The sequence below is a fragment of the Bradyrhizobium manausense genome (assembly GCF_001440035.1).
Classification (GTDB): Bacteria; Pseudomonadota; Alphaproteobacteria; order Rhizobiales; family Xanthobacteraceae; genus Bradyrhizobium; species Bradyrhizobium manausense.
Map to the genome: position 1 here is coordinate 35,664 of NZ_LJYG01000043.1, position 22,337 is coordinate 58,000.

A 22,337-nucleotide genomic window follows, 5' to 3' on the forward strand; every position below is an offset into this window, starting at 1 on the left:
GATGTTCCCCCGTTCATGGTGATGGACGTGATGGCGGCGGCGGCCCGCATGGAGGCCGCGGGCGGCCATGTCATTCACATGGAGGTCGGCCAGCCCGCGGCAGGTGCGCCGAAGACGGCGATCGCGGCCGCGCAGGCGGCGCTTGCGACAGGGCGGATCGATTACACCTCGGCGCTTGGCATTCCCAGCCTGCGTGAGCGCATCGCGCGGCATTATCGCGACGCCTATGGCTGCACGGTCAGTCCGGACAGGATCGTGGTGACCACGGGCTCCTCCGGCGGTTTCATCCTGGCTTTCCTGTCGATGTTCGAGCCCGGCGATCGCGTGGCCGTCACGGTGCCTGGCTATCCGCCGTATCGTCACATCCTCACCGCGCTCGGCTGCGAGCCGGTGCTGATCGAGACCACCCATGACAACCGCCACGCGCTCACGGGCGAGGCGCTGCTCGCCGCCCATCGCAAGGCGCCGCTGAAGGGCGTGCTGGTCGGCAGCCCCGCCAATCCGACCGGAACGATGATGTCCCGCGAGGCGCTCGGCGGCCTGATGGCAGCTGCGGAAGATGCCGGCATTCGCTTCATCTCCGACGAGATCTATCACGGGCTCGATTATGCGTTTCCTGCCGTGACGGCGGCCGCGCTGTCCGACCATGCCCTCGTGATCAACTCGTTCTCGAAGTATTTTTGCATGACGGGCTGGCGCGTCGGCTGGATGGTCGTGCCTGATGTTCTGGTGCGTCCGATCGAGCGGCTGCAGCAGAACCTCTCGATCTCGGTGCCCTCGCTCTCGCAGGTCGCGGCGGAGGCCGCCTTCGACGGCGCCGCCGAGATGGAGGAGATCAAGCATGGCTATCAGGAAAACCGGCGCATCCTGATCGAGGGATTGCCCAGGGCGGGCTTGGCGAAGTTCCTGCCGGCGGATGGCGCGTTCTACCTCTATGCCGACGTTTCGGATTTCACCTCCGACAGTTTGGAGTTCGCCAAGCAGATGCTGGAGAAGGCCCACGTTGCGGCCACGCCGGGCGTCGACTTCGATCCAATCCATGGCCGCTCGTTCATTCGACTTTCTTATGCGCGCTCGCTTCAGGAGATGCAGGAGGCAGTTGACCGGATCGCTCACTGGCTTAAATAGCCGCCAGTTTTTGCTAGCCTTCCGGAGTGCATCTTGTCTGACCGAACCGCCCAGTCCGGCGCCCCGTCGCGCTCTCCTCTCGCCGCTGTGATGTGGCCAACCCGGCCGGGCGAAGCGGTCGGGCACTTGCGCGCTGTGGTGCTTGTTGCACTCGGCTCCGCGCTGATGGCGCTGTCGGCCAAAGTCAATTTGCCGCTGCCTTACGTGCCCATGACGCTGCAGACGCTGGTCGTGTTGGTGATCGGCGCGGCTTATGGCTGGCGCCTTGGCAGCGCAACCATGATCGCCTACCTCGCCGAAGGTGCGATGGGGCTGCCGGTGTTCGCCGGCCCCGTCGGTGGAATTGCACCGCTGGTCGGCCCGACCGCCGGCTATCTCTTCGGCTTCGTGGCCGCTGGCTTCATCACCGGCTGGCTCGCCGAGCGCGGCTGGGACCGCAACGTCGTATTGCTGTTTGCGGCCATGGCCGCCGGTCATGTCGTCATTTTCATCGCCGGCTTCGGCTGGTTGGCCTACGGAATCGGCCTTGGTGCGGACAAGGCCTGGGCGGTCGGCGTCGCGCCGTTCATCGCGGCTTCGGTCATCAAGAACGCGCTCGGGGCTGCGCTGATGCCGGCGGTGCGCCGGATCGTCGACCAACGCTGCTAGAGCTTACCACAGCGAACGGTTCCAATTGACAGGGCCGGCCAAGTTGATCTTGGCTGGCTCAGAGTTTCGAGGGGGAGGTAACAATGACAACGACAACGATGGCTGGCGCGCCGGCTGCACCTGCTACCGCCAAGCCGTGGTATAAAATTCTCTATGTCCAGGTGCTGATCGCGATCGTGCTTGGCGCGATCGTCGGCTGGCTGTGGCCGACGGTTGCCACCAACGACTGGATCAAGGCGCTCGGCGACGGCTTCATCAAACTGATCAAGATGGTGATCGCCCCGATCATCTTCTGCACCGTGGTCTCCGGCATTGCCCACATCCAGGACGCCAAGAAGGTCGGCCGCATCGGTGTCAAGGCGCTGGTCTATTTCGAGGTGGTCTCGACATTCGCGCTGATCATCGGCCTGATCATCGGCAATGTCGTGAAGCCGGGCGCAGGCTTCGGCAGTGCGGCAGCCAATGCGAATGCGGTTGCCAACTTTGCCAAGCAGGCCGAAGCGCAGAAGTCGGTCGACTTCATCCTGCATATCATTCCCGACACCGTGGTCGGCGCCTTCGCGCAAGGCGAGATCCTGCAAGTGCTGCTGTTCTCGGTGCTGTTCGGCTTCGCCATCATGGGTCTCGGCGAGCGCGGCCATGTGATCCGCAGCTTCATCGACGATGCCGCGCACGCGGTGTTCGGCGTCATCTCCATCGTGATGCGCGCGGCGCCGCTCGGCGCCTTCGGCGCGATGGCCTACACCATCGGCAAGTTCGGCACCGGCGCGATCCTCAACCTGATGGGCCTGATTGCGACGTTCTACCTGACCGCCGCGCTGTTCGTGTTCGTCGTGCTCGGCACCATCGCGCGGATCGCGGGCTTCTCGATCTTCAAGTTCCTGGCCTACATCAAGGACGAACTGTTGATCGTGCTCGGCACCTCGTCCTCCGAAAGCGCGCTGCCGTCCTTGATGGAGAAGCTGGAGCGGCTCGGCTGCTCGAAGTCGGTGGTCGGCCTCGTGGTGCCCACGGGCTATTCGTTCAATCTCGACGGCACCAACATCTACATGACGCTGGCGACGCTGTTCATCGCGCAGGCGCTCGGCTACGACCTCACCTTCAGCCAGCAGCTCACGATCCTGGTCGTGGCGATGCTGACCTCGAAGGGCGCGTCCGGCATCACCGGCGCGGGCTTTATCACGCTGGCGGCGACGCTTGCGGTGGTCGATCCGCGCCTCGTGCCGGGCATGGCGATCGTGCTCGGCATCGACAAGTTCATGAGCGAGTGCCGTGCGCTGACCAATCTCTGCGGCAACGGCGTCGCCTGCGTGATCGTCGCCTGGTGGGAGGGCGAGCTCGATCGCGACAAGCTCAACGCGCGGCTGAGTCAGCAGATCGATCCGACCGACATGGAAACCGCGGTCACGACGGACTGATCAGGATCTAACGGCGCGTTGCGCCGTTAGATCTGGAAGTAACAGGGCTGGTCGAGATCCTCGATCAGCCCTTTTTCTTTGGGCTGCCAGCCGAGCAGGGCGCGCGTCTTGGCGCTGGACGTCGGCACATCGGCACCGGCGAATTGTGCGAACCAGCCGAAATGCTCGGTCGCTTCGTCCAGCGATTTCGAGACCACGGGCAGGCCCAGCCTTTTGCCGATCACCTCCGTAATCGTCTTGAACGGGATGCCTTCCTCGGCGATGGCGTGATAGCGCGGTGCCGTTGCGCCTTGCTCGAGTGCGAGGCGATAGACGCGAGCGGCATCGCAGCGGTGCCCGGCCGGCCAACGGTTGGTGCCATCGCCAATATAGGCCGCCACGCCTTTCTGGCGCGCGAGGTTGATCAGGATCGGCACGAAGCCATGGTCCCCCTCGCCATGGGTCGTCGGCGGCAGACGAACCACCGCGGCGCGGACGCCTTCCAGCGACAGCGCGGTGGATTCCGACACCCGCGGAAAACGGTGCGCGGCCTCGTCGTCTTCCGTTGCAAGCCGCCCCGGCGCCAGCAGAGCCACGCCCGACGTGACGATGAGCGGACGGTCGGAGCCCTTGAGCTCCTCGCCGAGGGCGAGGATGGCGCGGCGGTCCAGCTCGCAATTGTCCAGAAACTTCGAGAAGTCGTGGTTGAAGCCGAGGTGCAGGACTCCGTCGGAGGAGGCCGCGCCGCTGCGCAAGGAGGCGTGGTCCTCCAGCGAGCCGCGATGGACTTTGGCGCCCATCGCGGTGAGGGCGGCCGCGCCGGCGTCGGACCTCGCAAGGCCCGTGACGCTGTGGCCGGCGGCGATCAGGTCCGCAACGACGGCGGAGCCGACGAAGCCGGTGGCGCCAGTGACGAATACACGCATGAGCAGGTCTCCAGTTGGTTGGAGCCAGCATCTGCGCTAGGATTATCCGGGTAAAGTAGTGACGTTATCAGGGTATAATAGCTAACAGGATGAGCGAGACCACCAGCGACAACCTGCTCGGCACCTACCTGAAGCACCGCCGTGTCAGGCTCGATGCGGCGGCGTTCGGCTTCAGCGGCCCTCGCAGACGCACGCCCGGGCTCCGCCGCGAGGAGGTGGCGCAGCGCGCCAATATCAGCCCGACCTGGTACACCTGGCTGGAGCAGGGCCGGGGCGGGGCGCCGTCGGCCGATGTGCTCGACCGCATCGCGCGTGCGCTGATGCTGACCGACGTCGAGCGCGAGCACTTGTTTCTGATCGGGCTGGGCCGTCCGCCAGAGGTGCGCTACCGGGCGAGCGAAGGCGTCTCGCCACGGCTTCAGCGCGTGCTCGATGCGCTGGAGACGAGCCCCGCCATCATCAGGACAGTGACCTGGGACGTCGTCGCCTGGAATCGGGCGGCCACGATCGTGCTGACCGACTATTCAAAGCTGCTGCCCGAACAGCGCAACATCCTGCGCCTGATCTTCTGCGAGCCGCGGGTTCGCGCCGCCCAATATGATTGGGAGAGCGTGGCCCGTTTCGTAGTCGCAGCGTTTCGTGCCGATGTGGCGCGCGCCGGAGCGGTCTCGCATGTCGCTGACTTCGTCGATGAGATGTGCCGTCTTAGCCCGGACTTCGCCAAGCTGTGGGCCGACAATGACGTCCGCTCCTATAGCGAGGGCGTCAAGCATCTGCGCCATCCGGTGCTCGGCCAGATCGCGTTCGAATATTCGGCCTTCGCAGTCGACGGCCGGCCCGATCTCGGCATGGTCGTCTACAACCCGGCGACGCCGGACGACGCCCAGCGCATCAGGAAAGTGCTCGTCGCGCGATCTGACGGCTAGAACCGCTCCGGACGGTATGGTGTCGGATCAATCGACGGCGTTTCGCCGTTCATCATCTCCGCGAGCAGGCGACCGGTGGCGGGGCCCAGCGTAAAGCCCTGGTGGCCGTGGCCAAAATTCATCCAGAGGCCGGGGTGGCGCGGGGCGCGCCCGAGCACCGGCACCATGTCAGGCGTGCAGGGGCGGGTGCCGAACCACGGCTCGGGCTCGGCGCGCTTGCCGAGATCGATCAGTTCGCGCGCGGAGGCTTCGGCACTGGCGAGTTGCACCGGCGTCGCCAGCGCATCGGGGCCCGTCAGCTCCGCGCCTGTGGTAATGCGGATGCCCTTGACCATCGGACCCATGGCGTAGCCCTGGCCCTTGTCGACCAGCGGCAGATCGAGCGTGGCGCCGCCGGTGTAGTGCATGTGATAGCCGCGCTTGCGCACCAGCGGAATCCGGTAGCCGAATTTGTGCAAGAGATCCGGCGACCACGGCCCCAGTGTCACGACGGCGTTGGCGGCATCGATGCGGCCGTTGTCGGTGTTCACCGACCATCCGGTTGCGGTCTGTTGCAGCGACTGCGCATCGCCGAGCACGATCTGACCGCCAAGGCGCTCGAACAGCTCGGCATAGGCCGTCACGAGTGCGCCGGGATCGGACACGGTCCAGGTATCGAGCCAGTGGATCGCGCCGGGAAGATCGTTGCGCAGGATCGGCTCGGCTTTTGTCAACTCGCTGCCCGACAGCACGCGGAAATTCACGCCGAACTCGCGGCGGTCTGCTTCCGCCTCCTTGATCGCGTGGTCGAGCGCCGCGGCCTCGCGAAACACCGCGCGATAGCCGGCGCGGCGGATCAGATTGTCGGCATGGGCCTCGCGGATCAGGACGTCGTGCTCGGGCGTCGCATAAGCGATCAGGCGCGCCCAGGCCGCGATCGCGTCGCGATGCCGCTTCGGCGCCGAATGCCACCAATAACGCAGCAGCGGCTCGACGTGACGATGCAGCGAGGAAAAACTGTAGCGCACGTCGTTGGTGCGGCCGGTCGCGATGTTCAGCAGCGAAGAGAGGTCGCGCGGCATCGGATAGGGCCGCACCGCTTCGGCCTGGATCATGCCGGCATTGCCGTAGCTGGTCTCGCGGCCGGGCTCCCGGCGGTCGACCAGTGTCACCATCCAGCCGCGCTGGCGCAGATGCACGGCGGCGCCGACCCCCACCATGCCGCCGCCGAGAATGATTGCGCTTCGCATCCGCAGAACTCCCGTCAGGCCGGCTTCGGCGCCAGCTTCGGCTGCGCCGTGTTGATGGTCGCGGCGACGACGACCGACATCGCCGTCATCGTCACCAGGAAGCCGAAGGCCGCGTCGAATGATCCAGACCCGGTCACGATGAACCCCATGATGGCAGGCGCAACGAAGCCCGCGCTCTGGCCGCCCAGGTTGACCATGCCGATGCCCGATCCGATCTGGTCGTCACGCAGCAGCTTGGTCGGCAGCGCAATCACGGAGGCCAGGACGAAGGATTTGAAGAAGTAGACCACCGATTGATAGACGATCAAGGCGGTGATCGTCTCCGCCTTGTACATGGCGTAGAGGAAGATGCCCGTTAACGCGGAACTGCCGATCAAGAGATATTTTTCGCGCTCGGCAAAGAAGGTGGTCATCACCCAGCCGCCGATTGCGGTTGCAAATGTCGCCATCACGAACGGGATCGGCGCCACCACGCCGACGGTCTTGAGGTCGAGCCCGCGCTGCTGCAGCAGATAGAGCGGCATCCAGGAATCCAGGCCCTTGTTGACGCAGCTCAGGCCGAACCACACCACCATGAGCTGCCACAGCAGCGGATTCTTCATCAGCTCGCGCATCGGCGCGCGGGGCTTTGCCGTCACCGGTCCGACGCCGATACGCGCCAGATGCGGAACAAAGACGAAGTAGATCACCGCGAAGACGATGCCGGCGATGCCGATCGTATTGAAGGCGTGGCGCCAGCCCAGCCAGACGATCAGCGGCGCCATGATCAGCGGTGCGATCATGCTGCCGGCATAATTCGAAGACAGCAGCAGCGACGACATTTTAGGCCGGCTGTCCTTCTTGAAGAGCTCCGCGATGGCGCGAATGCTTGCCGGCGGAAAGCCGCCTTCGGCGATCCCGAAGATGAAGCGGATCGCGATCAGCGAGGTCAGCGACCAGGCAAGGCTCGTGAACGCGGTGAACAGCGACCACATCACGATGGTGACGATGACGACATATTTCGAGCCGAAGCGGTCGGAGAGCCATCCGCCGGGCACCTGCATGGCTGCATACCCCAGGAAGAATGCGCTGATGACGATGCCGAGATCGGCAGCCTGCAGATTGAAATCCTTGCCGATCTGAGCCAGCGCCAGCGAGATCGCGGCGCGGTCGATATAGGAGATGCAATAGGCGAGATAGAGCAGGACGAAGGCGACGATTCCGGTCTTTCGGTTCGACAATTCGGCCATGCTGATCTCCTCGATGCCGGCGAGCCGGCGGTCATGCCTGTTTGGTTTATGCGCCGGCTCTATTCCCAGGTGAGAAAGCCGGGCGCGGCCGACAGCGGCGGCGCTGCGGCCAGCCGCGCGAGGTCGGGCACCGGCCGGCACATGTCCGGATCGTTTGCGAACGCAGCCTCGATGCTCGCGGCGACCGAGAGGACGATGGCATCGCCCCCACGCGGGCCGACGATCTGGAGGCCGAACGGCAGGCCGGCTTCATCAAGGCCGAGCGGAATGCTGATCGCGGGGTGGCCGGGAAGCGTCACGGCGTAGGCCAGCGCGAGNCCAGTGGAAGTAGGATTTCGTCGGCACGCCGTCGATCTCGGCGGGATAGAGCTCCGACCAGGGCCGCGGGCTCAGCGTGATGGTCGGGCTGATCAGCACGTCGCAGGTTTCGAAGAAGCTTTGATAGGCGCGATAAATCCGCGTCTGCGTCGTGGAAGCGCGGGCGTGGTCTTCGAGCGTATAGCGGAGGCCTTCCTCGACATTGGCGCGGACGTTGGGGCCGAGCATCTCGGGCCGCTCTTTGAAGGTCTTGCCATGGGTCGCCAGGAACAGGCCCGCGCGCAGCACGGCGAAAGCATCGTCGGCGCCGGTGCAGTCGGGTGTCGCCTCGCAGCTCTCCGCGAACAGCGGCGCGAGCTTGCTCACGCGCTGGCGGAACACGCGGCGGATGGCCTGCTCGGTCGGCGCGAAGCCGAAATCCTCGGTGAAGGCGAGGCGAAGCTTGCCGAGCTCTGCCGGGCGCGGCGCGGCCCAGCGCTCGGCGCGCCCGCGCAAGGGCTCGTCGGGCAGGGTGTAGGCGAGTGGATCGCGGGGATCGTCGCTCGCCATTGCCGACAGCATCAATGCGGTGTCCGCAACGTTGCGCGCCATCGGTCCATCGGTCGACAGGTTGGACCAGCCGAAGATGCGCTTCTCGCTCGGCACCAGGCCATAGGAGGGGCGCATCCCGACGATGCCGGAGAAGCCCGCCGGATTGCGCAGGGAGCCGCCGGTGTCGGAGCCCGACGCGAGCGGCGCCATGCCACAGGCGAGCGCGACCGCGGAGCCGCCGGAGGAGCCGGCCGCCGAGCGCATGGGATCGAAGGGATTGCCGGTCGCGCCGAATACGGGATTGCGGGTGTTGCCGCCTGCCGCCCATTCCGGCGTGTTGGTTTTGCCGAAGATGATGGCGCCGGCTGCGCGCAAGCGCGCGACCGAGCCCTGGTCAGCAGCCGGCACATTGTCGCGGAGCAGCGGGCTGCCATAGGTCGAGCGCATCCCGGCGGTGTCTTGCGTGTCCTTGATCAGAACGGGGAGCCCGTGCAGCGGGCCTCGATCCTCACCGCACCGGATGGCGGTCTCGGCGGACTTTGCGGCGGCGCGAGCGCCCGGCTCGTCCAGGGTGACGACGGCGTTGACAGCGGGATTGACGGCGGCGATGCGGGACAAGCAGGCGTCGAGCAGTTCGACAGGCGAGATCGCCTTGCTGGCCAGCAGGCGGCGCAACTCAACGGCGCTGGAATCGCATAGGTCGGGCAAGGCCAATCCCTTTCAGATTATGAAAACGATTTAGCATATAGGAAAGGAGCTCCGACGCACCAATATTCGTCAAAACCGACCATTTCATGCACAAACCCTGGCCTGCATGCCCAGCCGGCAACCAGAAAGAGGTGTCGAAGGGTGCGGAGCGTGGAAAAAATTAGGCCGATCAGCCAATATTTTTGCTTGGTCCATGGTAGAGATGCTCGATGAGCGAGATCACGACGTCAGAGGGTGCCAACTCCCAGCTAGGCCAATGTCTCAAGGCCGCCCGTCAGGCGCGCGGCCTGACGCTCAAGCAGGTAGCGGAACGGACCGGGATGGCGCTGTCGACCTTGTCGAAGGTCGAGAACGGCCTGATGTCGCTGACCTACGACAAGCTGCTCCAGCTGACCTCAGGTCTGAAGATGGAGATCGCCGAGCTGTTCAATCCCGCAGTCGCGACGCCTGCGCAGGGCCGGCCGGTCACCGCGCGCCGAAGCATCAGCCGGGCCGGGCAGGGGCAATTGATCAACACGAAATTCTACACCTACACCTATCAATGCACCGACCTGATCGGCAAACGCATGGTGCCGATCGTCGCCGAGGTCCGCGCGCGCTCGTTGGACGAATTCGGTCCACTGCTGCGTCACGCCGGCGAAGAGTATTTTCTGGTGACGAGCGGGCGCGTGGCCGTCCACACCGAGTTCTACGCACCTGAGATCCTGGGCGAGGGCGACGGCATCTATCTCGACAGCACCATGGGCCACGCCTACCTCAACGCCGGCGAGGGAGCGTCTGCCAAGGGCGTCTGTCTCTGCACCAGCGAGGCGCCCGATCTCTACGACCAGCTTCGCCAGATCGCATCGCGCGATGTGGCCTCATCAGGTGATGGCGAACTGCCGCCGTAGCGGATTGGCGGGGCATGAAAACGAAAACGCCCGGCTTTTGGCCGGGCGTTTTGCATTGAGGGTGTTCGGCTTTATTGGCCGCCGCCGAAACGGCGCGACCACCAGCCGGCGCGGCGCGGGGCCGCCGGGGTCTCGGTTGCCGCTTCCGGCGCGGGTGCAGGGGCGGGCGGAGCAACCGGCTCGGGAGCTGAAGCAACCGGGGTTGCCGGCTCGCTCGGGCTGCTCGACAGGAAGCTCACCTTCTCGCGGACAGTCGACCGGCGACGTGCCGCCTTCCCGTCGCCGTCGACGACCGGCTCTTCCTCGGCCACAGCAGCAGCCGGTGCGGCCTGGACCGGCGCTTCAACCGGCGCCTGGTGGAATTGAGGCTCGGGTTGGGACGTCTCGTGCTCATCAGGGGCGATCTGCCCTGAATGCGCAATCAACGGCGCGGCCTCGCTGCCGGTGCTGTCGAAATCGGCCACAGCGTTGGTTGCTTCCGGCGGCGGATTGCCGCCGAGTTCGTCGCCGATGGATCCGGCGAGACCGTCCTCGCTGCCGCCGCGCCGACGACGTCCACCCCGACGGCCGCGCCGGCGACGGCGCTCGCCGCTGCCCTGCTGCTCGCCACGGGCGGCTTGCTCCTCACCGTCCTCGCCGTCCTGCTCGGTGTCGCCATCCTCTTCGCCTTCGCCGGCGGCCAGGGCCGGCTCTGGAAGCGTGGCCGGACTATCTTCCCGAAGCTCGCCCTCGCGCTGACCGCCGCGACCGCGGCGACGGCGGCGGCGTTTGCGGCGCTGGCCGTCTCCTTCGGACGCGGCTTCACCGGACGCCTGCTCCTCGCCGAGACCTTCGGTCTCGTCGGTCTCGACCTCGGATTCGGTCTCGAGGTCGAAACCGTCCTCGTCGTCATAGGCCTCTTCGGGCAGGGGCGGCGGGCTTGCGGCCGCCTGTGCGGCCAGCAGCGCCTTGGCGGCTTCGAGCGTATGCACCTGCTCGCCGCGGTCGATCACATAAGCCTGCGGTCCTGAGACGCTGGGATCGGCGATCACCGACAGCGTGACCTTGAAGCCGTTCTCGAGGTCGCGCAGATGACCGCGCTTGTGGTTCAGCACGTAGAGCGCGACGTCGGTGCGGGTGCGGACCACGAGATTGTGGGTCGCGCCCTTCATCAGGATCTCTTCGAGGCCGCGCAGCAGCTGCAGGGCCACCGAGGACACCGAACGGACATGGCCGGTGCCGCCGCAATGCGGGCAGGGATCGGTCGAAGACTCCAGCACGCTGGCGCGGATGCGCTGACGCGACATCTCGAGCAGGCCGAAATGCGAGATGCGGCCGACCTGGATGCGCGCGCGGTCCTGCCTGAGGCAATCGGACAGCTTGCGCTCGACCGCACGGTTGTTGCGCTTCTCGTCCATGTCGATGAAGTCGATGACGATCAGGCCGGCAAGGTCGCGCAGGCGAAGCTGGCGGGCGACCTCTTCGGCCGCTTCCAGATTGGTCTTGAGCGCGGTGTCCTCGATATGGTGCTCGCGGGTCGATCGTCCGGAGTTGACGTCGATCGAGACCAGCGCCTCGGTCTGGTTGATGACGATGTACCCGCCCGAGCGCAACTGCACGGTCGGCGAGAACATAGCATCGAGCTGGCTCTCGACGCCCATCCGCGAGAACAGCGGCTGGCCGTCGCGATACTGTTTCACCGCACTGACATTGGCGGGCATCAGCATCTTCATGAAGTCGCGCGCTTCGCGGTAGCCGGCTTCACCGGCGACCTGAATCTCGTCGATCTCCTTGTTGTAGAGGTCGCGCAGCGAGCGCTTGATCAGCGAGCCTTCCTCGTAGACCAGCGTCGGGGCCTGCGACTTCAGCGTCAAATCGCGCACCGTCTCCCACATCCGGATCAGGTACTCGAAGTCGCGCTTGATCTCGGGCTTGGTGCGGGCGGCACCCGCGGTGCGCAGGATGATGCCCATGCCCTCGGGCACGTCGAGATCCTGCACCACTTCCTTCAGGCGCGAGCGATCCTGCGCCGAGGTGATCTTGCGGCTGATGCCGCCGCCACGGGCGGTGTTCGGCATCAACACGGCATAACGGCCGGCGAGCGACAGATAGGTCGTCAGCGCCGCACCCTTGTTGCCGCGCTCCTCCTTGACCACCTGCACCAGCATCACCTGGCGGCGCTTGATGACTTCCTGGATCTTGTACTGGCGGCGCGGACGGAAGGTGCGCTCCGGCACTTCCTCGAGCACGTCGTCACCGCCGACGGATTCAACCACTTCCTCTTCGGCTTCTTCGCCGTCCTCGTCGTCCTCTTCGTCTTCTTCGGTTTCCGCAGCCTCGCCATGCGGCGCCTCCACCGCTTCGCCGGCGGCGTAAACGGCATCGGCCGGCTCGGTGACCGAGGTCACGACTTCCGCAAACGTTTCGCCATGAGCTTCGACGGCAGGAGCCCGCTCAGGCTCGGCAACCGTTTCGGCCGCAACCGCGGGCTCGGCGCCCACAGCCGCGACAGGCGCGGGCGTCTCGTCGGCGTGATGCTCGTGCTCGTCATGATCATGCTCGTGGTCATGACCATGATCGTCATGATCGTGCGCATGCGCGTCATCATGGGCGTGCGGATGATCGTGATGGCCGTGATCATCATGCTCATGATCGTCATGCCCGTGATCGTCGTGATCATGGTCGTGATCTTGAACCTCGTGGTGCTCGCCGTGATGCTCGGCATCAGCGTGCAGGTGCTCGCCCTCCTGCGGCGCGCCTTCGGCGTGCTCGGGCAGGGGCTGACCTTCGACCGGTTGGGCGGCGGGATCGGCGCCGGCGTCGAGACCCTCGACGATGTCGCTGCGGACACGCTCGCCGTGACCGCGGCGGCGGGCATTGCGGTGGCGCGAGCGGCGGCGGCCGTGCGACCGGTTCTCGCTCTCCTCCTCGGCTTCGCGATGAGCCTGCTCTTCGGCCTCGATCAGCGCCTGCCGGTCGGCAACCGGGATCTGGTAATAGTCGGGATGGATTTCGCTGAAGGCGAGGAAGCCGTGGCGGTTGCCGCCATATTCGACGAAGGCGGCCTGGAGCGAGGGTTCGACCCTGGTGACCTTGGCGAGGTAGATATTTCCGCGCAGTTGCTTGCGTTGCGCGGTCTCGAAGTCAAACTCCTCGACGCGATTGCCGCGGACCACGACGACCCGGGTCTCTTCCGGGTGGGTGGCGTCGATCAACATCTTGTTGGGCATGTCTTAACTCTTGGCGGCGGCGGGCGCGGTTCACCGTGGGCGCGAAGAGCGCTGCCGGGTGACGCGACGGTCCACCTGATTCGGGGGTGAGGGGAAGGCCGAAACGCCGTCTCTCGCGCCTTGCCGAATCGGAAGCTTCAGAACCGAAGCGGCGCGCGGGATTTTCACTCCGCCGCGTCGCGAAAGGTCCTTCAGAATTCGTCGGCACAGTCTGGCGCATCAAGCGTCGGCCCGTATGAAACGTTGGACGGCGGGGCCGCCCCTAATCAGTTGCTGCTGGCCAGGCATGGCGCGTGCGCGCTCGCCCTGGATCAAGAACCGCCCCCTCTGGATTAAGGGAGTGGGTAACTGGCCGCGTCGCTGTCAAAACTGTTCCGGAAACAGTGTGGTAACCGGAAACCGTCCGCCGCCGGGGCTTGCCCCGTTCGCCTCGCTGCCGCGCACCGCGCTGGTCGTTGAGGGGAACAGAAAAACGCTGGAATTCCCGAACCTTGGGAGCTCCGGCGCTGCACCGGGAGGCTGAATGCGACACAACCGGAAATCATTGGCCGTCAGCATTCCGTACATACGAGGAATGGGCCATCCGTGCAAGGGAGCGTCGCACGCCGGTCACAGTCCGGGAGTTTTGCGTTTCCGTCATTAAGGACCGATTAACCCTGTGGTTCTATTGCGTTAAAGAGGGCTGCTCGGAGGCACGGATTCGGTGGCGAGCCGCACAAATCAACGGGTTTTGCTGGGATTTGCGCTTCTATGCGCCTCAGCCTTGCCATGCGCCGATTCCTCGCGCCTGAACGCGGCGGAAAGCCCCTCGCGGCCCTCTGTAGCGGCAGCAAATTTTCCTGTCGCCTCAGCCGCGCGCCTGGCCGGTGACGGCAAGCAGACTCGCTTCATTCTCGATCTCGACCAGACCGTGACCTTCCGCGCCACGACGCTCGCCGATCCCTACCGGGTGGTGGTCGATGTTCCCCAGGTCAATTTTCAGCTGGCACCGGGCACAGGAGCCGGGCGAGGGCTGGTCAAGGCCTTCCGGTACGGGCTGGTGATGCCTGGCGGCTCCCGAATCGTGTTCGACCTGACCGGGCCGGCCAAGATCGCCAATTCCTACGTGCTCGATGCGGCCAATGGCCAGCCAGCCCGGCTGGTGCTGGAACTCGAGGAGGTCGACCGCGCCGCCTTCGTGCAAACTCCCCCGCCGGAAAATCGCTCCGAGCTGCGGCCGACGATCGCCGTCGTTCCCCCGGCAACCCTTCCCGCCGCGCCCGAATCAGCGCAGCAGAAGCCGGGTGCACCTTCGGACGGCCGCCCGGTCGTCGTGATCGATCCCGGCCACGGCGGCATCGACAATGGCACCCAGTCGAGTGGTGAGAGCGAGAAGAATCTGGTGCTGGCCTTTGGCCTCGCCTTGCGCGACCGGCTGGAAAAATCAGGCAAATACCGGGTGGTGATGACGCGAGACGACGACACCTTCATTCCGCTGAATGACCGGCCCAAGGTCGCCCGCAATCTGAATGCCGCGCTGTTCGTCTCGATCCACGCCGATGCGCTGCCGAAGGCCGAGGGCGATGCCCAGGGCGCCACCATTTACACGCTGTCGGACAAGGCCTCCGACGCCGAAGCGCAGCGCCTGGCCGATGCCGAAAACCGCGCCGACGCGATCGCCGGCTTCAACCTGGCGGAAGAGCCGACCGACGTTGCCGATATCCTGATCGATCTGACGCAGCGGGAAACCCGTACCTTTTCAAGCCGTTTTGCCCATCTGCTGATGAGCGAAATGAAGACGACCATGCGAATGCACAAACATCCCCTGAAGTCGGCCGGCTTTCGGGTGCTGAAGGCGCCCGACGTGCCCTCGGTGCTGGTCGAGATCGGCTACGTCTCCAACAAGGGCGATCTCGAGCATCTCGTCTCCGAGGGCTGGCGGTCCAAAGCCGTCGGCTCGATGGCCCAGGCGATCGACACGTTCCTGGCCAAGCGGATGGCGACGGCGGGGGCCAGCAATTAAGAAGAGAATGGCGAGTCAGCTGTTAAGCCCTAGTTTAGCCACAGCGGGCGCCTTATAAAAACGAGGCAGGGGGTTCCGGAATCGACGAGAATCCCGTTCGGCAAGCGTCTTTCGGTCCGGCATCGATGGTATTGGGTAGGCCGGTGAATTCGCGACGTGAGGGCGGTGCCCGTTTGGGGCGCCTTGTTTAGGCGGCTTGGGCTGATCCTGGGATTAAACGGATAAACACATAATGCGCTTGCTTGTGCGGTTCATGGGCTTCCTGTTCGCCGCGGGAACGGTGGTGTTCCTTGTCGGTGTCGGTGCCGTGGCAGGCCTGATCTGGCATTTCTCCAAGGACTTGCCCGACTACTCTCAGCTCCAGGATTATGAGCCGCCGGTCATGACCCGCGTGCACGCGGTCGACGGCTCGCTGCTCGGCGAATACGCCAAGGAGCGGCGATTGTACCTGCCGATCCAGGCGGTGCCGAAGCTCGTGATCAACGCGTTCCTCGCCGCCGAAGACAAGAATTTCTACGAGCATGGCGGCATCGACTACACCGGCATGGCGCGCGCCGGCGTGCTCTATCTCCAGAACTTCGGCTCCAACCGCCGTCCGCAGGGTGCCTCCACGATCACCCAGCAGGTCGCCAAGAATTTCCTGCTGACCAACGAGGTCTCGTTCTCGCGCAAGATCAAGGAAGCCTTGCTCGCGATGCGCATCGAGAAGACCTATTCGAAGGACAAGATCCTCGAGCTCTATCTGAATGAAATCTATCTCGGCCTCGGCGCCTACGGCATCGCCGCCGCCTCACTGGTGTATTTCGACAAGTCGGTGAATGAGCTCACCGTGGCTGAGGCCTCCTACCTCGCGGCGCTGCCGAAGATGCCGGCGACGCTGCATCCGGTGCGCAACCGCGATCGCGCCATCGAGCGCCGCAACTACGTGATCGACCGTCTCCAGGAGAACGGCTGGATCAAGCAGGCTGACGCCGACAAGGCGCGCAAGGAGCCCTTGGTCGTCACCAGCCGTTCCAATGGTGCCCACACCTTCGCCGGCGAATATTTCGCCGAGGAAGTCCGCCGCGACATCTTCGAGCGCTATGGCGAGAAGAAGCTGTACGAGGGCGGCCTCTCGGTTCGAACCACGCTCGATCCGAAGATCCAGGTCATGGCGCGCAAGACCATGGTCGCCGGCCTCGTGAACTATGACGAGCAGCAGGGCTATCGCGGCGCCATCAGCAAGCTCGATATTTCGGGCGATTGGGGCGTGAAGCTCGCTGAGATCAAGTCGCTCTCCGACATCTCGCCATGGCGTATGGCGGTGGTGCTGGAAACCAGCGACCAGTCGGCGCGCATCGGTTTCCAGCCGAACCGCGAGCTTGGCGGTGCCGTCAGCAAGCAGCGCGAGACGGGACTCATTACGGTCGACGGCGTGCGCTGGGCGAGGCCGACCCAGGGCAACTTCAAGGGCAAGACGCCGACGTCAGTAGCGCAGGTGCTTCAGCCTGGCGATGTGATCTATGCCGATCCGCTCTACAGCAAGGAAGGACAACCGGTCGAAGGCCAGTATCGCCTGCGACAGATTCCCGAAGTCTCGGGCGCGATGGTGGTGATGGACCCCTGGACCGGCCGCGTGCTCGCGATGGTCGGCGGCTTCTCGTTCGACCAGAGCCAGTTCAACCGCGCCACCCAGGCCTACCGGCAGCCCGGCTCGTCGTTCAAGCCGATCGTCTATTCGGCCGCGCTCGACAACGGCTATACGCCGTCGACGGTCGTGCTCGATGCGCCGATCGAAATCGACCAGGGCCAGGGCGCAGGTGTGTGGCGACCCGAAAACTTCGATGCCGGCAAGTATATGGGGCCGATGACCTTGCGCAATGCGCTGCGGCTGTCGCGCAACACGGTGACGGTGCGGCTTGCCCAGGACATCGGCATGCCCTTGATTGGCGAATATGCCCGACGCTTCGGCGTCTATGACGAGCTGCCCAATTACCTGTCCTACTCGCTGGGCGCCGGTGAAACCACGGCGATGCGCATGGTCACGGCCTATTCGATGCTCGCCAATGGCGGCCGTCGTGTGAAGCCGACGTTGATCGACCGCATCCAGGACCGCTACGGCCACACCATCTTCAAGCATGACCAGCGCGAATGCCGCGGCTGCGATGCGCCCGGCGGCTGGAAGAACCAGCCCGAGCCGCAGCTGATCGACCGTCGCGAGCAGGTGCTCGATGCCATGACCGCCTATCAGATCACCGAGCTGATGGAAGGCGTGGTGCAGGCCGGTACCGCTACAGTCGTCAGGGAGGTCGGCAAGCCGATCGCCGGCAAGACCGGAACCACCAACGAGGCCAAGGACGCCTGGTTCGTCGGCTTCTCGCCCGATGTCGCCGTCGCCATCTACATGGGCTACGACAAGCCGCGTCCGCTCGGCCGAGGCAATGCTGCGACCGGCGGCCATCTCTCGGCGCCGATCGCACGCGATTTCTTCAAGCTCGCGCTCGCCGACAAGCCGGCGGTCCCGTTCAAGGTTCCGGCCGGCATCAAGCTCGTTCGCGTCGTTGCCAAGACCGGCATGCGCGCCGGTCCCGGCGAGACCGGTGGAACCATCCTGGAGGCCTTCAAGCCGGGCACGGCGCCGCCGGATAACTACTCGGTCATTGGCGTCGCCGACGCCGACGGGCGCGGTGGCGTGTCGCCGCCGCAGCAGGCGCCGGATTCCGGCTTCTTCATGCGGCCCGGCACCGGCGGGCTCTACTAGGCCAGCGGATAAGACAGACGATCGCAGCTCCGGCGGTTGCGCTTTGCAGCCGCCGCCGCTACATCCCGGTCTCAATTGTGCGCGGAACCAGTTCCGCGAAACCAGAGAACGACATGCGCCCCGAAATCGAGCGGTTGGTAGAAGAGATCAAGCAGTCAGTCGGGCTGCTGAGGAGGCATCTTTGACGTCGAGAAATCGACGGCGCGCCTCGCTGAGCTGAACAAGCTCGCAGAAGATCCCAACCTCTGGAACGATCCCCAGAAAGCCCAGAAATTGATGCAGGAGCGGACCTCGCTGGAGGACTCGCTCTCGGGCATCGGCAAGGTCGAGCAGGAGCTCGAAGACGATATCGGCATGATCGAGCTCGGCGAAGCCGAGGGCGATGACGGCGTCGTCGCCGAAGCCGAAGCTGCGCTGAAGAACCTGAAGAAGGAAGTCGCGCGGCGCGAGCTCGAAGCGTTGCTCTCGGGCGAGGCCGACCGCTTCGATTCCTATCTCGAAGTCCATGCCGGGGCCGGTGGCACCGAGAGCCAGGATTGGGCGCAGATGCTGCTGCGCATGTATACGCGCTGGGCCGAGAATCACGGCTTCAAGGTCGAGTATCTCGAAGAGTCCGAAGGCGAAGAGGCCGGCATCAAGTCCGCGACCATCCAGGTCTCCGGCCACAATGCCTATGGCTGGTTGAAGACGGAAGCCGGCGTGCATCGCCTCGTGCGTATCTCACCGTTCGATTCGAACGCGCGGCGCCACACCTCGTTCTCGAGCGTGCAGGTCTTCCCCGTCATCGACGACAGCATCAAGATCGACATCAAGGAATCCGACGTCCGCACCGACACGATGCGGTCGGGCGGCGCCGGCGGCCAGCACGTCAACAAGACCGAGTCCGCGGTGCGCCTGACGCATATCCCGACCGGCGTCGCGGTGGTCTGCCAGGCCGGCCGCTCCCAGCACAAGAACCGGGCCCAGGCCTGGGACATGCTGCGCGCGCGCCTGTATGAGATCGAGCTGAAGAAGCGCGAGGAGAAGGCCGCCGCCGACCAGGCCGCCAAGACCGACATCGGCTGGGGCCACCAGATCCGCTCCTATGTGCTGCAGCCCTACCAGATGGTGAAGGATCTGCGCACCGGCGTGCAGACCTCCGACACGTCGGGCGTGCTCAATGGCGAGCTCGACGAGTTCATGGCCGCGACCCTGGCGCAGCGCGCCTTCGGCACCACTGCAGGCGATGTCGAGGACGTGGATTAGCGATGACCCGCGTGGCCTTCATCGGGCTTGGGCGGATGGGCCATGGCATGGCCGTCCGCTATCTCGACGCCGGCTTCACGGTGACGCTGTGGAATCGCAGCAAGGCCAAAGCGGAAGACCTGATCGCGCGCGGCGCAAAATGGGCGACCTCGCCTGAGGATGCCGCGATCGACGCCGATGCCGTGGTGACCATGGTCGCCGACGACGAAGCCTCGCGCGCGGTCTGGCTCGGCCCCAATGGCGCCGCCAAGGCCGCGAAGGCGGGCACCATCGCCATCGAGTGCTCCACCATTTCCTATGACCACGCGCGCGAGATGGGCCGCGAGCTCAACGCGCGTGGCCTGATCTATATCGATTGCCCCGTGACGGGATTGCCGGATGCGGCAGCGGCCGGAAAGCTGACACTGCTGGTTGGCGCCGACCCGGCCGACCTCGAGCGCGCGCGGCCCTTCCTTGAACCGATCGGCTCGACCATCAGGCATTTCGGTGCGGTCGGCTCCGGCACGGTCTACAAGCTCATCAACAATCTGATGGGCGCGATCCAGATCGCAGGCCTTGCCGAGGGCCTCGCCATCGCCGAGCAGGCCGGGCTCGACATGAAGCTGGTGCTGGAGTCGATCCTATCAGGCGTTGCCGCGAGCCCGCAGGTTCAGCGCCACTCCAGGCGCATGGTCGCCCGCGATTTCAGCGGCGCGACGTTCACGACCGCGCTGCGGCACAAGGATGCCGCCTATGCCGTGAGGCTCGCCGAAAGCCTGCTCGCGGGCAAGCCGCTCGTCGCACGCGCCGCGGTTGATGCTTACGCGCGGGCGAAGGCCGCAATGCCCGACGATGACGAAGGCCGGATGATCGAACTGGTGTCGCGGCCGAAGCAGCCGTCTTGATTGGAATTTGACTTAACTGGAATTCAACATGGGGCAGCCTCGATCGGAACGCGGTCTCGGCATTGCCCTCGTGGCCGCGGCAGCGACTGCCTGGAGCACGGCGCCTTTCTTCACGCGGCTCTTGCCTTTTGATTCCTGGACCATCCTATTCTGGCGCGGGTTGTTCGGCGGCTGCCTCATCACCCTGCTTCTCGTCCTCATGCAGGGGCCGGGCGCGCTGCGGCAATTGGTGGTGCCGGGACGTGGCGGTCTGCTGGTCGCCTCCTTGTCTGCCATCGGCATGATCTCGTTCATTCCCGCGCTTCAGATGACCAATGTCATGAATGTCGCGGTGCTCATCGCGACGCAGCCGTTCGTTGCGGCGGCGCTGGCATGGCTGTGGCTCCGCGAAGCCGCGACACGGCGCACCCTGATCGCGAGCTTCGTCGCATTCGCGGGGGTGGTCGTCACAGTCGGTGGCATCAGAGCCGGCGCCGACATCGGCGGCGTCGCGCTGAGCTGCCTCATGGTGTTCGCGATCTCGGCCATGACGGTGGTCGTTCGGCGCCATCGCGAGACGTCGATGGTGGCGGCGGCGGCCTTGTCGAATTTCATCGGCAGCCTCGTCAGCCTGCTGCTTGCCCACGACATCGCCCATGTCGGCAGCCATAACCTGGCGATCCTCGCGACGTTCGGCTGCCTCCAGATCGCGCTAGGGCTGACCTTCTACATGCTCGGCTCGCGCCTGCTGCCGTCTGGCCAGGCGTCGCTGGTTGCCACGCTGGAGACGCCGCTGATGGCATTCTGGATCTGGGTCGCCTTTGGCGAGGTGCCGGCCGTGCATGCGCTGATCGGCGGGGCGCTGGTGATCGGGGCGGTGATTGTGGACATCGTCGGAGAAACCAAGTCGCGCGGGCGTCCCTGAGCCAGGATCGGTTCCGTTTCGCGATGCGGAAATCCTGCTGCTTGCCAGCGGCCTACGGCCTTGAGACACTCTCCCCAAAACAAGAACGACATAGGGGAGAGACCAATGCCGGGTCGTCGCAGGAAACTCGCTGCCCTCGCTATGCTTGCTGCAGGCGCGCTCGCCGCGACACCGGCGCTGGCGGAGAAGAAATATGATCCCGGCGCCAGCGACACCGAAATCAAGATCGGCAACATCATGCCCTATAGCGGACCGGCGTCGTCCTATGGCGTGATCGGCAGGACCGAGGCGGCGTTCTTCCGGATGATCAACGATCAGGGCGGCATCAACGGTCGCAAGATCAACTTCATCAGCTATGACGACGCCTATTCGCCGCCGAAGGCGATCGAGCAGGCGCGCAAGCTGGTCGAGAGCGACGAGGTGCTGCTGATCTTCCAGGCGCTCGGCACGCCCTCGAACTCTGCGATCATGAAGTACATGAACGCCAAGAAAGTGCCGCAGCTCTTCGTTGCCTCCGGCGGCACCAAGTTTGGCGACCCGAAGAATTTTCCCTGGACGATGGGTTTCCAGCCCAACTACCAGAGCGAGGGGCGGATCTACGCAAAATACATCCTCGACAATTTCCCCGATGGCAAGATTGCGGTGTTCTGGCAGAACGACGACGCTGGCAAGGATCAGTTCAAGGGCTTGAAAGACGGGCTTGGCGACAAGGCTGGCATGATCGTCGCCGACAAATCCTATGAGGTCAGCGATCCCTCGATCGACTCGCAGATTGTCGCGCTGCACGATTCGGGCGCCGACATCTTCTTCTCATGGGCCGCGCCGAAGGGCTCGGCCCAGGCGATCCGTAAAGTCGGTGAGCTCGGCTGGAAGCCCAAATTCTTCCTGGCCAACACCGCAACGTCGATCGCCTCGGTGCTCAAGCCCGCCGGGCTCGAATATGCCAAGGACATCATCTCGACCGCCTATCTGAAAGATCCGACCGATCCGACCTGGGACAAGGATCCGGCGGTGATCGCGTGGCGGGCGTTCATGGACAAGTATTATCCTGATGGCGACAAGACCAACGCCAACAACCTCTATGGCTACGTGCAGGCCGAGGCGATGGCGCAGGTCCTGAGGCAGTGCGGCGACAATCTCACGCGCGACAACGTCATGAAGCAAGCGGCCAGCCTGAAGAACTTTCACACCGACCTGATGCTGCCGGGCATCATGGTCAACACCTCACTTGATGACTATTTCCCGATCGAGCAGATGCAGCTGATGCGTTTCAACGGACAGGCTTGGGAGCTGTTCGGCGACGTCATCACCGGCGAGGTCGGCCACGAGCACAGCCAGTAATCAGAGGTGGGCGGCGCGAAAAGCCGACGTGCGGGGCTTAACCGGCGCTGAGCCGCACACCGGCGCGCAAAAACTTCTGCGG

At 64.9% G+C, this 22,337-nt stretch carries 16 protein-coding genes and 1 pseudogene; 11 read left to right on the forward strand and 6 right to left on the reverse strand.

Translation table 11 applies throughout. From position 1 onward, the window contains the following. The 3 genes from AOQ71_RS09365 to AOQ71_RS09375 all read left to right on the forward strand — a co-directional run. The coding region (locus AOQ71_RS09365) for a pyridoxal phosphate-dependent aminotransferase (protein ID WP_057744898.1) at window positions 1–1,128 on the forward strand (1,128 nt) is incomplete at its 5' end. 90 nt (window positions 1,129–1,218) lie between these two features. Beyond that, window positions 1,219–1,776, forward strand: a complete 558-nt coding sequence (locus AOQ71_RS09370) for a biotin transporter BioY (protein ID WP_057744903.1) — start codon at window positions 1,219–1,221, stop codon at window positions 1,774–1,776. An 83-nt stretch (window positions 1,777–1,859) separates the two neighbouring features. Beyond that, the gene (locus AOQ71_RS09375; protein ID WP_057744906.1) at window positions 1,860–3,194 is read left to right on the forward strand and encodes a dicarboxylate/amino acid:cation symporter; all 1,335 of its coding nucleotides are present in this window, start codon (window positions 1,860–1,862) and stop codon (window positions 3,192–3,194) included. A gap of 26 nt (window positions 3,195–3,220) precedes the next feature. Here the strand turns inward: AOQ71_RS09375 and AOQ71_RS09380 are convergent, their stop codons facing one another. Then, the gene (locus AOQ71_RS09380; protein WP_057744909.1) at window positions 3,221–4,099 is read right to left on the reverse strand and encodes an SDR family oxidoreductase; all 879 of its coding nucleotides are present in this window, start codon (window positions 4,097–4,099) and stop codon (window positions 3,221–3,223) included. An 89-nt stretch (window positions 4,100–4,188) separates the two neighbouring features. Here AOQ71_RS09380 and AOQ71_RS09385 point away from each other — a divergent pair, with 89 nt between their 5' ends. Then, a complete protein-coding gene (locus tag AOQ71_RS09385) occupies window positions 4,189–5,025 on the forward strand; it encodes a helix-turn-helix transcriptional regulator (protein WP_057744912.1) in 837 nt (278 codons plus the stop codon). Here AOQ71_RS09385 and AOQ71_RS09390 read toward each other — a convergent pair. The 4 genes and pseudogenes from AOQ71_RS09390 to AOQ71_RS09400 all read right to left on the reverse strand — a co-directional run. After that, window positions 5,022–6,254 carry an NAD(P)/FAD-dependent oxidoreductase gene (locus AOQ71_RS09390; protein ID WP_057744915.1) on the reverse strand — a complete coding sequence of 411 codons (1,233 nt, stop codon included), beginning with the start codon at window positions 6,252–6,254 and terminating at the stop codon, window positions 5,022–5,024. The two genes, AOQ71_RS09385 and AOQ71_RS09390, sit on opposite strands and share 4 nt — an antisense overlap. A gap of 14 nt (window positions 6,255–6,268) precedes the next feature. Next, the gene (locus tag AOQ71_RS09395) at window positions 6,269–7,483 is read right to left on the reverse strand and encodes an MFS transporter (protein WP_057744918.1); all 1,215 of its coding nucleotides are present in this window, start codon (window positions 7,481–7,483) and stop codon (window positions 6,269–6,271) included. Between the two features lie 59 nt (window positions 7,484–7,542). Next, window positions 7,543–7,800, reverse strand: a 258-nt coding sequence (locus AOQ71_RS47540) for an amidase family protein (RefSeq protein ID WP_245316822.1), incomplete at its 5' end; no start/stop codon positions are given. A gap of 1 nt (window position 7,801) precedes the next feature. Next, a pseudogene (locus AOQ71_RS09400) lies at window positions 7,802–9,040 on the reverse strand (amidase); the annotation flags it as partial. A 209-nt stretch (window positions 9,041–9,249) separates the two neighbouring features. Here AOQ71_RS09400 and AOQ71_RS09405 point away from each other — a divergent pair. Beyond that, window positions 9,250–9,930 (forward strand): helix-turn-helix domain-containing protein, encoded by a 681-nt coding sequence (locus AOQ71_RS09405; RefSeq protein ID WP_057744921.1) that lies wholly within the window; start codon window positions 9,250–9,252, stop codon window positions 9,928–9,930. A 71-nt stretch (window positions 9,931–10,001) separates the two neighbouring features. Here the strand turns inward: AOQ71_RS09405 and AOQ71_RS09410 are convergent, their stop codons facing one another. After that, the gene (locus tag AOQ71_RS09410; RefSeq protein WP_057744925.1) at window positions 10,002–13,139 is read right to left on the reverse strand and encodes an Rne/Rng family ribonuclease; all 3,138 of its coding nucleotides are present in this window, start codon (window positions 13,137–13,139) and stop codon (window positions 10,002–10,004) included. Between the two features lie 703 nt (window positions 13,140–13,842). Between AOQ71_RS09410 and AOQ71_RS09415 the strand changes: the two genes are divergently transcribed. From AOQ71_RS09415 to AOQ71_RS09440, 6 genes are all read left to right on the forward strand, one after another. Then, a complete protein-coding gene (locus AOQ71_RS09415; RefSeq protein WP_057744928.1) occupies window positions 13,843–15,141 on the forward strand; it encodes an N-acetylmuramoyl-L-alanine amidase in 1,299 nt (432 codons plus the stop codon). A 232-nt stretch (window positions 15,142–15,373) separates the two neighbouring features. Further along, window positions 15,374–17,881: a penicillin-binding protein 1A gene (locus tag AOQ71_RS09420; protein WP_057744931.1), complete on the forward strand. Its 2,508-nt coding sequence runs from the start codon at window positions 15,374–15,376 to the stop codon at window positions 17,879–17,881. 113 nt (window positions 17,882–17,994) lie between these two features. Next, window positions 17,995–19,126 (forward strand): peptide chain release factor 2 gene (gene prfB, locus AOQ71_RS09425; protein ID WP_157083446.1). Its coding sequence is split into 2 segments (ribosomal slippage): window positions 17,995–18,063 and window positions 18,065–19,126, totalling 1,131 coding nucleotides; the frame shifts between segments, so codons are not numbered across the junction. A 2-nt stretch (window positions 19,127–19,128) separates the two neighbouring features. Further along, window positions 19,129–20,010 (forward strand): NAD(P)-dependent oxidoreductase, encoded by an 882-nt coding sequence (locus AOQ71_RS09430; protein WP_057744937.1) that lies wholly within the window; start codon window positions 19,129–19,131, stop codon window positions 20,008–20,010. Window positions 20,011–20,038: 28 nt separating this feature from the next. Then, window positions 20,039–20,914 (forward strand): DMT family transporter, encoded by an 876-nt coding sequence (locus tag AOQ71_RS09435; RefSeq protein WP_057744940.1) that lies wholly within the window; start codon window positions 20,039–20,041, stop codon window positions 20,912–20,914. A gap of 105 nt (window positions 20,915–21,019) precedes the next feature. Further along, window positions 21,020–22,255, forward strand: coding sequence for an ABC transporter substrate-binding protein (locus tag AOQ71_RS09440; protein WP_057744942.1), 1,236 nt, complete (start codon window positions 21,020–21,022; stop codon window positions 22,253–22,255). Window positions 22,256–22,337: the final 82 nt, after the last annotated feature.